Annotated in this window: 12 protein-coding genes; 8 read left to right on the top strand and 4 right to left on the bottom strand. The window is 70.7% G+C overall.

Features of this window, described 5'->3' with window-relative positions; genetic code table 11:
- Positions 1-9: 9 nt before the first annotated feature.
- Positions 10-414, bottom strand: a complete 405-nt coding sequence (locus FHW73_RS15355) for a DUF4124 domain-containing protein (protein ID WP_183427637.1) — start codon at positions 412-414, stop codon at positions 10-12.
- 109 nt (positions 415-523) lie between these two features.
- Between FHW73_RS15355 and pssA the strand changes: the two genes are divergently transcribed.
- Genes pssA through FHW73_RS15335 form a run of 4 tightly spaced genes read left to right on the top strand, consistent with a single transcriptional unit; the run spans position 524 to position 2,870 of the window.
- Positions 524-1,294: a CDP-diacylglycerol--serine O-phosphatidyltransferase gene (gene pssA / locus FHW73_RS15350; RefSeq protein WP_183427636.1), complete on the top strand. Its 771-nt coding sequence runs from the start codon at positions 524-526 to the stop codon at positions 1,292-1,294.
- Complete coding sequence (locus FHW73_RS15345) at positions 1,291-1,545, top strand: hypothetical protein (RefSeq protein WP_183427635.1); 255 nt, start codon at positions 1,291-1,293, stop codon at positions 1,543-1,545. Before pssA ends, FHW73_RS15345 begins: the two co-directional genes overlap by 4 nt.
- Before the next feature lie 2 nt (positions 1,546-1,547).
- Entirely contained in the window at positions 1,548-2,036 is a 489-nt protein-coding gene (gene rimI, locus FHW73_RS15340; protein ID WP_183427634.1) for a ribosomal protein S18-alanine N-acetyltransferase, read from the top strand.
- Positions 2,037-2,096: 60 nt separating this feature from the next.
- Positions 2,097-2,870, top strand: coding sequence for an NYN domain-containing protein (locus FHW73_RS15335; protein WP_183427633.1), 774 nt, complete (start codon positions 2,097-2,099; stop codon positions 2,868-2,870).
- Between the two features lie 37 nt (positions 2,871-2,907).
- On the opposite strand, the gene FHW73_RS15330 is transcribed toward FHW73_RS15335, so the two are convergent.
- Together FHW73_RS15330 and FHW73_RS15325 are read right to left on the bottom strand one after the other, a co-directional pair.
- On the bottom strand, positions 2,908-5,142 hold the full coding sequence (locus FHW73_RS15330; protein ID WP_345776199.1) for a primosomal protein N': 2,235 nt from the start codon (positions 5,140-5,142) through the stop codon (positions 2,908-2,910).
- Between the two features lie 147 nt (positions 5,143-5,289).
- Positions 5,290-5,559, bottom strand: coding sequence for a hypothetical protein (locus FHW73_RS15325; RefSeq protein WP_183427632.1), 270 nt, complete (start codon positions 5,557-5,559; stop codon positions 5,290-5,292).
- 90 nt (positions 5,560-5,649) lie between these two features.
- Between FHW73_RS15325 and FHW73_RS15320 the strand changes: the two genes are divergently transcribed.
- Positions 5,650-6,630 carry a sigma-70 region 4 domain-containing protein gene (locus FHW73_RS15320; protein ID WP_183427631.1) on the top strand — a complete coding sequence of 327 codons (981 nt, stop codon included), beginning with the start codon at positions 5,650-5,652 and terminating at the stop codon, positions 6,628-6,630.
- The gene (locus tag FHW73_RS15315) at positions 6,617-7,246 is read left to right on the top strand and encodes a DUF3106 domain-containing protein (protein WP_183427630.1); all 630 of its coding nucleotides are present in this window, start codon (positions 6,617-6,619) and stop codon (positions 7,244-7,246) included. Before FHW73_RS15320 ends, FHW73_RS15315 begins: the two co-directional genes overlap by 14 nt.
- A gap of 11 nt (positions 7,247-7,257) precedes the next feature.
- Here the strand turns inward: FHW73_RS15315 and FHW73_RS15310 are convergent, their stop codons facing one another.
- Complete coding sequence (locus FHW73_RS15310; protein WP_183427629.1) at positions 7,258-8,373, bottom strand: DUF3667 domain-containing protein; 1,116 nt, start codon at positions 8,371-8,373, stop codon at positions 7,258-7,260.
- Between the two features lie 198 nt (positions 8,374-8,571).
- Here FHW73_RS15310 and FHW73_RS15305 point away from each other — a divergent pair, with 198 nt between their 5' ends.
- Positions 8,572-9,951: an MATE family efflux transporter gene (locus FHW73_RS15305; RefSeq protein ID WP_183427628.1), complete on the top strand. Its 1,380-nt coding sequence runs from the start codon at positions 8,572-8,574 to the stop codon at positions 9,949-9,951.
- 120 nt (positions 9,952-10,071) lie between these two features.
- Entirely contained in the window at positions 10,072-11,967 is a 1,896-nt protein-coding gene (gene sppA / locus FHW73_RS15300; protein ID WP_183427627.1) for a signal peptide peptidase SppA, read from the top strand.
- Positions 11,968-12,129: the final 162 nt, after the last annotated feature.

The following is a 12,129-nucleotide window of genomic DNA, read 5'->3' as shown; positions in this document are numbered from 1 at the left end:
CCGCGGCGATCAGCGGCAGTATGCGCGCACCGCGGCGCGGGCCAGTTCCAACTGATCGACGCGCTGGGCAGGCGAGAGCTCGCGCAACTGGCCGTCGTCGCCGGCCTGGCGGACCGGCGCATCGGTTTCAAGCGCGGCGACGCTGTCCTTCGCCAGGGCACACTGCGTCTGGAGGCTGCCGGCATCGCCGGGTGTGGCGGTCGGGGCTGGCACCACGGGGGCCTCGCCGGACCGGTCGCGCGTCCCGGCCTCGGCATCCTGGCGGACGGTCCGCAACTGGTAGCGCACGCCCGACGGGGGCGGGGTCTGGGAATAGTGGGTGACGCCCGCCGCGTCCTTCCAGGTGTAAACGTCCCCGGCTGCGGCAGCGCAGGCCGGCAGCACAAGGCAGAGCAGGACAAGGGCACGGCGCATGGTGGGCTCCAGGAGCCGGGCGGGGGACGGGCGCGATTCCAGCACCCGGGAGCCTGGCGCGCAACCGTTGCGCCGACGGCCGCGGCCGTCCAGGCGCTACACTCGTGCGATGAGCGAGATCGATCCCACACCGCGCCGCGGCCGCGGCATCTACCTGCTGCCGAACCTGTTCACCACCGGCGGCCTGTTCGCCGGCTTCTTCGCGATCATCGCCGCGTCCCAGGGCCGGTTCACGGCCGCGTGTCTGGCGATCTTCGTGGCCGCGATCCTCGACGGCATCGACGGGCGCGTCGCGCGGCTCACCAATACCCAGAGCGAGTTCGGCGTCCAGTACGACTCGCTGGCCGATCTGATCAGTTTCGGCATGGCGCCGGCGATGGTGATGTACCACTGGGCGCTGTTGTCGCTGCGGCTCGACGGGCCAACGCTGGGCAAGATCGGCTGGTTGGGCGCGTTCCTCTATGCCGCCTGCGCGGCGCTGCGCCTGGCGCGCTTCAACAGCCAGGTCGCGACGGTCGACAAGCGCTACTTCGTCGGACTGGCGAGCCCGGCCGCGGCCGGTTTGATGGCCAGTTTCGTCTGGACTTGCCACGAGCTGGAGTTCAGCGGCGACGACCTGCGCTTCGTCGCCCTCGGGGTAACCGTCGTGGCGGCGCTGCTGATGGTCAGTCGCATCCGCTACACCAGCTTCAAGGGCAGCGGCCGTGGTCCGCGCTCGGACCGGGTGCCGTTCGTGGCGCTGGTGGTCGCGGTCGGCATCCTGATCGCGCTGTGGGTGGATCCGCCCAAGACCTTGCTCGCCGCGTCGCTGCTGTACGCGTTGTCGGGTCCGGTGCTGTGGTGCCTGCGGCGGCGAGGCGGCGCAGGAGCGACGCCATGACCTGGGATGCGCTGCAGTGCGCCGCGCTCGATGCGCTCGGGCATGTGCGCTATCGCACGCAACTGCCCGGGCAAACGCTGCCCGACGATGCGCTGCTCGACGCCTTGCTGCGTGCGGCTGGCCGCAGCCGCGACGCCGAGGACGCGTTCGCGATCTACCGCAGTCTTGGCGAACTGCGGGCGCTGCGCGATGCGCAAGCCAAGCGCGCGCTGTGGCCGACCCTGCGGCGGTTGCGCGCACGCGCGGGCTGACGATGGACGCGCCGATCGACATGCCCAGGCCGCGCGCCGTCGCAGCGACGCTGCGGCCGATGCGGGGCGACGACCTGGATGCGGTAATGGCGGTCGAACTGCGCGCCTACCCGTTTCCGTGGACCCGCGGCATTTTCGAAGATTGCCTGCGCGCGGGCTATCCGGCCTGGGTGCTGGACGCCGACGGTGACATCCTGGGCTACGGCGTGCTCAGCATCGCAGCCGGCGAGGCGCACGTGCTCAATGTCTGCGTCGATCTCCATGCCCAGGGCCGCGGGCTGGGGCGGCGGCTGTTCCGTGCGCTGGTGGACACCGCGCGCCGGCACGGCGCCCAGCGGGTGTTCCTGGAAGTGCGCCCGTCCAATCCGCATGCGATCGCGCTCTATCACGATGAGGGCTTCAACGAAATCGGCCGCCGCCCACGCTATTACCCGGCGCATCATGGGCGCGAAGACGCGATCGTGATGGCACGCGAGCTGCTCGACCCCTGACGACGCGGCGTCGGCCGGATCGGGCAGACTGGTCGCCCGCGCACCCACAGGAACCAGGCCATGCACGGCCCCCGGATCGACGACGAGAAACGCATCGCGCTGCTGATCGATGCCGACAACGCCCCCGCCTCCAAGATCGATGTGATCCTGGCCGAGATCGCGCGGCACGGTGTGGCCAACGTCCGCCGCGCCTACGGCAACTGGAAGAGCCAGCATCTGTCGGGATGGGAGAAGGTGCTGCACGAGTACGCGATCCGTCCGATCCAGCAGTTCGCCTACAGCACCGGCAAGAACGCCTCGGACATGGCGATGGTCATCGATGCGATGGATCTGATGTACGCGCGCAATCTCGATGGCTTTGCGATCGTGTCCAGCGATGCTGACTTCACGCCGCTGGTGATGCGTCTGCGCAACGACGGCTACGGGGTCTACGGCTTCGGCCAGGAAAAGACGCCGGCGCCGTTCGTCAAAGCCTGTTCGACGTTCCTGTACCTGGAACAGCTGCGCGCCCTCGACGAACCCGACCATGCCGGCACCGGCAAGCCGAGGACGTCGGCCGAACTGCAGGCCGATCGCGAACTCGTGCAGTTGCTGCGCAATGCGGTCGCGGCCGCCGCTGACGATGCCGGGTGGTCGCATCTGGGCGCGGTCGGCAGCCATGTGCGCAACCAGGGTTCGTTCGATGCGCGCAACTATGGCTACCGCAACCTCAGCGCGTTGATCGACGCCGTCGGCCTGTTCGAGGTCCGGCGCGATGGCCAAGCCGTGGAGATTCGCGAGGCGCCGAAGCCGACGCCGAAAAACCGCAGCCCTCGAGGCGCCTCAAAGAACTGAGCGAGGGCATCGGCGCGCCGCGCAGCCGATGCCGAGCTCAGTACAGATCCACCGGGTCGATATCCAGCGACCAACGCGTCCGCCGCGCCTCGGGGAGCGCGTGGATCGCCGGCAACGTCGCCTCGAGCACGCCGTGCAGGCGCGCCCGGTGGTCGGCAGCCAGCAGCAGTTGCGCGCGATAGGTGCCCGCGCGTCTGGGCATGGGGGCGGCGACCGGGCCGTCGAGCGACAGCGTCGGTGCGCCGTTCGCGTCGCGGCCGATGTGGGCGGCAAGCAACGCGCGGGCCGCGTGCAGGAAGGCCATCGGCGGCTGCGCGTGCGGCGATTCGGCCCGCAGCAGCGCCAAGGGCACGAACGGCGGGAAGCCAGCCGCCTGGCGCTGGTCGAGCTCTTGGGCGGCGAAGGCGTGATAGCCGCCGTGCACCAGTGTCTGCAGCAGTGCGTGGTCCGGGTGGTGGGTCTGCAGCAGCACCTGCCCGGCCTTGTCGGCGCGGCCGGCGCGGCCGGCGACCTGGATCAGCAGTTGCGCCAGTTTTTCGCCGGCACGGAAATCGGCCGAGAACAGGCCTTCGTCGACCCCGACCACGCAGACCAGGGTCAGGTTCGGCAGGTCGTGCCCCTTGGCGAGCATCTGCGTGCCGATCAGGATGCCCGGACGCGCGCCCAGTTCTGCAAACAGGCGTTCGAGCGCATCGCGCCGCCGTGTGCTGCCGCGGTCGATGCGCAGCACCGGCACGTCCGCAAAACGCGCGGCCAGCAGTTCCTCCAGCCGTTCGGTGCCGATGCCCTGCGGCTGCAGGCCCAGACTGGCGCAGTCGGGACAGGCCGGCGGCGCGCTCTGGCGGTGACCGCAGTGGTGGCACTGTAGGCGGCGGCCGCTGGCATGCACGGTCATCGGATGGCCGTGCTCGGGCGTGCTGCATCGTGGGCAGTGCGCGCTCCAGCCGCAGTCGTGGCACAGCAGCACCGGGGCGTAGCCGCGGCGGTTCTTGAACACCAGGACCTGGCCACCGGCATCGAGTGCGCCGCGGATCGCGACGAGCAGTTCGGGCGACAGGCCGGCCTCGAGCGGGCGCTTGCGGACATCCAGCACACGGACCGTCGGCGGTCGCGCACCGCCGGCGCGTTGCGCCAGGCGCAGGTGGCGGTAGCGCCCGGCCACGGCGTTTTGCAGCGACTCGAGCGACGGCGTGGCGCTGCCCAGCAGCACCGGCACGCCGAGCGCCTTGCCGCGCACCAGGGCGAAGTCGCGGGCGTGGTAACGGATGCCGTCCTGCTGCTTGTAGCTGCCGTCGTGCTCTTCGTCGATGACGATCAGGCCGGCGTCGGGCAGGGGTACGAACACCGCCGAACGGGTGCCGACGATCACGCGCGCCTCGCCGCGCCAGGCCGCGGCCCAGACCCGGGCGCGCTCGCCGTCGCCCAGGCCCGAATGCAGCGCATGCACCGGCACGCCCAGACGGGCGCGGAAGCGGGCCAGCGTCTGCGGGGTCAGGCCGATCTCCGGCACCAGCACCAAGGCCTGGCGTCCACGGGCCAGGCAGTGCGCGATGGCCTGCAGGTAGACCTCGGTCTTGCCGCTGCCGGTCACCCCATCGAGCAGCAACGCGGCGAACCCTTCGGTGGCAGTCACCGCGTCGATGGCGGCGCGTTGCTCCGGGTTCGGGTCGGGCCCGGCCTGTGGGGCCGGTGCAAGGCGGGACGCGGCGATGGCGATGCGTTCGACCAGGCCCCGCGCCGCCAGGGTGCGGGCCGCACTGCGCCAGTCGGGTAGCAGCAGGTCCAGCGCGTCCTCGTCGCGCGGCGTGGCCTGCAGCAGTTCGGCCAATCGATGCGGGCGGGCGCCTGGCTTCAGGCCTGGGGCCGCCGTCTGGCCGGCTTCGGTCAATTGCCAGGCCCAGGCGTGGGTCTCAGGCAGCGGGTCGCCGCGCCGCAGTGATGCCGGCAGCGCGGTGGTCAGCACCTCGCCCAGTGGAGCGTGGGTGTAGCGCGAGAGCCAGCGCAGTGATGTGTCGAGCTCGCCCGCGAGCAGCGGCGCGTCATCGAGCAGCGCGAGCGCCTCGCGCAGTTGCGGGGCATCGCCGGCCGGTGGCCCCACCTCGGCCACCACGCCGACGAGCTCGCGCGGCCCGAACGGCACCCGCACGCGTCGGCCGACGTGCGCGGGCGTGGCGGGATCGCCGCCGACCGGCGGCCGATAGTCAAACAAGCGCGGCAGCGGCACCGGCAGCGCGACGCGCAATACGGTGGGGAGGGAGGCAGAGGTGGACACCGGCGCAGTCTAGGCGCTGCGCGATGCCCAGGTCAGGTCCGGCGAGCGACGTGACGTGGGCTGGAGTGCGGATTCGCCGGCGCCATCCCCGGCAGTGCCGCCGTGCAGAGGCGTCGCGCCGTTTGCAGGCCGAAGTTGCGGACAGATTCACGTTTCCACTGCAAGTGACGGATTGGTAAAGAAATCCGGCTTATCCACACATCCTGTGGATAAGGCTGTGCATGAACGGATTGAACCCCCCTCGTAGTCGGCATTCAGTGCGGCCGACGTTCGGTTGGACAAAAAAGTGCCAAATCTTTCTTCTTCTTTAGAATCAAAGGCTTGGCCGTGAAACATTCCGGTCATGACCCGCGCGATGCCGCTTGACTTCAGCCAAATGACAGCTTCGTGAGTCCTGTGCACAACATCGACATGCATCCGGCGCCTGTGGAAAGCGCAATCGCGCTTGTCAAGACTCGCCTGCATCGGCGTGGCCGCTATGATGCCCGGCCCGAACCGTCCTTCCCGATGCGTCCGTCTCCGTCGTCCGTCCCCGGCAACCCGCCTGCCGCTGCCGCATTCCTGCGTGGCGTGGAGCGACGCGCGGCGATGTTCGCGCAGTGGCAATGCGGCGACCTCGACAGCGGGGACGCTGCCGTCGCCGCGGCGATGGCCGAGTTCGTCCGGGGGGCGACCACGGTGCCGTTCGCCGACTGGCCGCGCCGCTTCTGGTCGTTGCTGCTCGCGGCCCCCGCGCTGCGCGCCCCTCGGGCCGGCAGCGCGGCCGATGGATTGCCGGCGCTGGACCGCCTGCCCGGCGGGCCGCGCGTCGTTGTCCTGCTGCGGCTGGCGGCTGGCTTGCCCGAGCACGAGGCGGCCGCGGTGCTCGGTGTGTCACGTGCGACCTATCGGCTCGGCCTGCAGCGCGCCTTGCCGCGGGGCGAAGACGGCAGCCCCGATGTCGCGGCCTGGCGCGCGCTGGCCGAGGCCGTCCAGTCCGGCATCCGGACCCTGCCGCCCGACCGCCTCGCACGCTTGGCCGCCCTGCGCGAGGCGGCGCTGCGCGGCCGCGCACCGACGCTGCGGCGCTATCCGGTGGCGCGCGGCGAGGTCGAGGCGCCACCGCCCGAAACCCGAGCAGTGGCGCGGCGCCCGGGATGGCTCTGGCCAGCGATGGTTGCCGTCGCATTGGCGACGGTGCTGGCGCTGGCCGCCACCTGGAACGGGTCGTGGCGCGGTGGGCTGGCCGAAGAGGAGATCCGGATCGAGGCGCTGGCCGACAGCGCCCCGGCCGCGCGCTATGACGCCCAGGCTGCCCTGGTGACCGAGCGCGACTTCGAACTGCTGCTGGCGCAGGACGAGGACACTGGCTGGCAAGCGGACCCGGCGTTCTTCGCCTGGCTGGCGGCGCAGCGCGAGCGTCCGCAGGACAGCACGGCGGACACCCATCTGCAGCCCGCCCAGACCGACGACGATGGCGAACCGGAGACCAGCGATGCGGAGCTGTAAACGCGCGTTGCGCCTGCTCGGTGCGTCATTGCTGGTGCTGACCGGCAGCGCGTGGGCGTTGCCGCCGGCCTTGCCGCTCGAGCGGTTGCCCGATCTGGATCGGGCCCGCCTGACCGAGCGGGCAGCGCGGCTGGCCACGATGTCGGCCGCCGAGCGCGAGGCGCTGGCGGCACGGCAGGCGGCCTGGGCTGCGTTGCCGGCGGCCGAGCGCGCACGTCGGCGACTGGCATTCGAGGCGGCGTCCGATCTGCCCGAGGCCGAGCGTGCGCGGCTGCAGCAGGCCGCCGCCTATTTCGACAGCCTGCCCGAGGACGAGCGACAAGCGCTGCGCCTGCGCTTCGAGCAGCTGGACCTGGGGATGCGCCGCGGCTGGCTGCTCGGCCCGACGCTGGGGGCGATGTGGCCGCAGTTGCATCCGCTGTTTGCCGCCATGCCCGACGCCCAGCGTGCGCCTGCGATCGCGGCGTTGCGGGCGGCGTCGTCCCAGGGGCTGGCGGACCTGGCGTTGTTGGCCCAGCGCACGCCGCCGCAGGATCGCGATGCCCTGCGGCGCCAGTGGCTGGCGGTGCCGGCGCCCGAACGCGACGCGTGGTTGCGTGCACGCGTCGCGCCATAATCTTTCTGAGCTCAGGCCGCGTACAGCGCGTAGCCGGCCATCGGGATCGCGACGCTCAGAAACAGCACGACGTACAACGGGCCGATCGCCGCGAACTTGATCAGCGTCCAGGGCCACGACTGGCCGTAGACGCGCCTCTGCATCGCCAGCAGGTACAGCGGCAGCGCGCACAGCAGCAGCGTCTGTCCCCAGCCCAGCGCACGTGCCGCCCAGCCGGCATGGGGGGCGAGCCAGCCACCGGCGAGCGCGCAGCAGAACACCAGCAGCAGGCCGAGCATCAGCGCCGCGTGGCTGTAGAGCGCGATGACGACGTGCTCGAGGTAGAGCCGGCGCTGGAACAGATAGGCCAGCTTGAGCAGCAGCGCGAACAACGGGACCAGGATGAACAGCGCCGTCGGTGCGGCGCCGAGCAGCGCACGGCTGAAGGCGTCGGGGTCGTCGCGCATGCGCATGAGGTTGCGTTCGATGCGTTCGGCCAGCGGTCCACCGATCGTCGGCGGTGTCGGACTGTCGGCGGCGGCCGTGGCGTCGCGGGCCGCGGCTTCGCCCTGCGCCGTGCCGTCCTCGTGCGCGCCTGCGCCCGCGTCCCCGCCCAGCGCGTGGATCCGCGCCTGCGCCTGCTGCCGGAGCAGCGCCTCGGCGCCGTCGAGCTGTGTCCGCACGCCGGGGAGCGCGCCGGTGACGCGGCGGGTCTCCTCCAGATCGCTGAGCACGTCGTCGCGGACCTGCACCACCTCGGCGACCGTCGTGGCCGCAGCGATGCGTCCGTGCGTCTCGCGGTCGAGGCTATCGGCCGCGATGGCGAACGTCGCGCCGTCGACGAGGAACTTGGCGACGAAGAACGTCAGCAGCGTGAGGATCACGAACAGCCGCATCGGCGCGACGTAGCGCACGCGTTGTCCGGCCAGGTAGCGCGCCGCGACGCGGCCGGGCACCAGCAGGTCACGCAGGGTCCGGAAAATGCGTCCATCGAGATGCCAGAAGGACTCGAACACCTCCTCGATCGCATGGCTGGCGTGGCGGACTGGGCTGTGGGTGGACTGGCCGCAGCGATGGCAGAACGCGCCCTGCAGCGGGGTCTCGCAGTTCTCGCAGGCGGCGGGCGCCGGATCGTGGGCATGAGGCATGGGCAAGTGTCGGTTCGTGTCGCGATAGACGATGCGCGCGACTGGGAGGCCCGCGGTTGCGATTGCGCCTTGGCCCGCCGGCCGATGGCCGTTCCCCCGGGATTCGCGCAATGCCCGTAAAATAGCGGGCTTGCGCGCCCCGGCGCCAGCGCACGCATCGGTTTCGTACGCGCGGCCGCAGTCGCCAGAGTGGTCCCCATGTCCTCCCCGCCTGCCATCCCGCGCTTCGGCCACGAAGTGCGCAGCACCGCCTTCCTTGCTGCCCCCCTGGTTGCCGGCCATGTCGCCACCGGCCTGATCGGCTTCGTCGATTCGGTCATTGCCGGCCACCACGGTACCAACACGCTGGCCGCCGTCGCGGTCGGCACAGCGATCTTCTGGCTGCCGCTGATGGTGCCCATGGGCACCTTGATGGCAGTGCCACCATCGGTGTCGCAGCTCGACGGCGAAGGCCGCCATGCCGAGGTGGGGCCGCTGTTCCGGCAGGCCCTGTGGCTGGCCGCCGGGTTGGGTGCGCTGCTGCTGGTCTTGCTGACGCTGCTGGCCAACGCGCTGGGGCCGCTCGGCATCGCACCGGACATCGTGCCGGGGGCCACGGCATTCCTGCATGGCATCCGCTGGGGTGTGCCGGCGCTGACGCTGTACTTCTGCATGCGCTATCTGAGCGACGGCATCCACTGGACGTTGCCGACGATGCTGTTCGGCTTCGGTGGGCTGCTGGTGCTGGTGCCCACTGGCTACGCGCTCGCCTTCGGCTGGGGGCCGTTCCCCGAACGCGGCGCCGGTGGCCTGGGCCTGGCCTCGGCGATCATGATGTGGCTGCAGGCACTTGGCTTTGCGACCTATCTCGCGATGTCCAAGCGCTTCGCCGGCTACGCGCTTTTTTCGCGATTCGATCCGCCACGCTGGTCGAAGATCGGTCCGTTGCTGCGGACCGGGTTGCCGATCGGGGTCACGGTGACGATGGAAGGCAGCCTGTTCGTGGTGACCGCGCTGCTGATCGGCCGGCTGGGCGAGATCGAGGCGGCTGCGCACCAGATCGCCATCAATGTCGCCGCGCTGTGCTTCATGGTGCCGTTCGGGCTGGCCGAGGCCACCACGGTGCGCGTGGGCAATGCCGTCGGCCGTGGGCTCGGCAGTGCCGGCGTGCGCCGCGCCGGATTCGCCGGGCTGGCCCTGGTGCTGGCGACCCAGACCCTGTCCGGCATCGCGCTGCTGCTGGGTCACGACCACGTGGTCCGCGCCTACACCCAGGATGCGGCGGTCGCATCGCTGGCCGGCGCGCTGCTGCTCTACGCCGCGGCGTTCCAGTTTCCCGACGGCATCCAGGCGTTGTCGGCTGGCGCGCTGCGCGGGCTCAAGGACACCCGGGTGCCGATGTTCCTGGCCGCCGCGGCGTACTGGGGCGTGGGCATGGCGCTGGGCGCGGGCCTGGGCTTGGGCCTGGGCTGGGGACCGAAGGGCATGTGGATCGGGCTGATCGCCGGCCTGTCGGTGGCCGCGGTGCTGCTGGGCGGCCGGTTCCTGCGCACCAGCCGGCGCGTGACGACGCCGTTGGCGGGCCGGCTGTCACAGTGACCACCGGCGCATGCATTCGGCCGGCCGCCCGGGTAGTCTGCCGCGGTGGACCGGACCGTGCGTGGCATTGTCTACATCGTCAGCGGATCCGGGCCCTTTTCTAATGGAGTCGTATCGAGCATGAGTACCGTTGTGCAGCCCCCGCGCGCGCCGTTGACGCGCTTCATCGTCGGTCTCTGGGACGGCATGAACTTCATCCGCAGGCTGATCCTGAATCTGCTGTTCTTCGGCCTGTTGTTCCTGTTCGCGCTGCTGGTGTTGCTGGCGATCGTCGGCGGCGGCTCGCGGCAGGCGCCGCTGCTCGACCGCACGACGCTGGTGATCGCGCCCGAAGGCGCGCTCGTGGAGCAGTACCGCAGCGATCCGCTGACGCGCGCGCTGGCCGAAAGTGGCGGCGGTGGTACCGGCGAGGTCCAGCTGCGCGATGTGCTGCGTGCGCTCGAGGCCGCCAAGCAGGACGACCGGATCGAGCGCGTACTGCTGCGGACCGATCGGCTGACGTTCTCGGGTTATGCGTCGATGCGCGAAATCGCCGACGCACTGGCCGAGCTGCGCGCGGCCGGCAAGCAGGTGGTCGCATTCGGCGAGTACTTCGGCCAGCAGCAGTACCTGCTCGCCGCGCAGGCGGACGAGGTCTACCTCGACCCCGAGGGCGGCATGATCCTCGAAGGTCTGAGCGGCTATCGCCAGTACTACCGCGAGGCGCTGGCCGACAAGCTCTCGGTGGACATGCATCTGTTCAAGGTGGGCGAGTACAAGTCCGCGGCCGAGCCGTTCATTCTCGATGGCGCTTCGCCCGAGTCGAAGGAAGCCGACCTGTACTGGATGAACGACATCTGGCAGCGGCACGTGGCCGACATCGCCAAGGCGCGCGGCCTGACGCCCGAGGCGATCAACGCCGAGATCGAGTCGCTGCCCGCCGGCATCGAGGCGGCGCAGGGCGACCTGGCGCGCTACGCGCTCGACCACGGCTACGTGGACGGTCTGAAGACCTTCGAGGAAGTCGAGCAGTTGCTGGTCGAGCGCGGCGTCGCCGATGACGATGCCGACGGTGGCTTCCGCCAGATCGCAATGCGCGACTTCCTGGCCCATGTCGAGCCGCGGGCCACCGACCGCCGCGCACAGGTGGCGGTGGTCGTCGCCGAAGGCGGCATCACCGGCGGCGACCAGCCGCCGGGCACGATCGGCGGCGAGTCGACCTCGGCGCTGCTGCGCGAGGCGCGCGAGGACGAGCACGTCAAGGCTGTCGTGCTGCGTGTGGACTCGGGTGGCGGCGAAGTTTTCGCCTCCGAGCAGATCCGCCGCGAAGTCGACGCGCTCAAGGCCGAGGGCAAGCCGGTGGTGGTGTCGATGGGCGATGTCGCCGCATCGGGCGGCTACTGGATCAGCATGAACGCCGACCGTATCTATGCCGATGCCTCGACGATCACCGGGTCGATCGGCATCTTCGCGCTGGTGCCCACGTTCCCGCGCACGCTCGAGAAGATCGGCGTGCGCACCGACGGCGTGGGCACGACCCGCTTCGCTGGCGCCTTCGATCTGTCGCGCGAACTGCAGCCCGAGGCCGGGCAGGCGATCCAGGCGATCATCGATCGCGGCTACCGCAACTTCATCGGCAAGGTCGGCGATGCGCGTGGTCGCAGCAGCGAGGAGATCGACACCGTCGCCCGCGGCCGCGTGTGGAGTGGTACCCAGGCGCTCGATCGCGGTCTGGTCGACGAACTCGGCGGCCTGCGCACGGCGATCGCCAAGGCGGCCGAACTCGCCGAACTCGGCACCGACCGCTGGCGCGTGCGCTACATCGAGAAGACCGCGACGCCGTTCGGACGCTTCCTGACCGGCCTGGTCAGCGGCCGCGCCGGCAGCCTGCTGCTGGGCCACAGCGATCTCGCGCGCGGGCTGCTGTCGCGCGCCGCGCCGCGGGCCGAACAGGACCTGCGCCTGCTCGAGAGCGTGATGACGCCGGTGCCCGGCAAGCCGGTCAAGGCCGTCGCCTACTGCTTCTGCGAGCTCTAGTCCCTCCCGCGTCACACCAAACCGGGGTCAGAGTGCATTTTCCCTGAAGGAAAATGCCACTCTGACCCTGAGGTATCCCCACGTTTCTAGCTCAACAGCATCTGTTGCAGCACGTGCCCAGGCAGTACGTGTAGGCGGGCCAGCCATTGGCTGATGGGTTCC

This window comes from Luteimonas sp. RC10, from assembly GCF_014192745.1.
Classification (GTDB): Bacteria; Pseudomonadota; Gammaproteobacteria; order Xanthomonadales; family Xanthomonadaceae; genus Luteimonas.
Note: the sequence above shows the minus strand (reverse complement) of the source record. Positions and strands in the feature narration are given on the sequence as shown.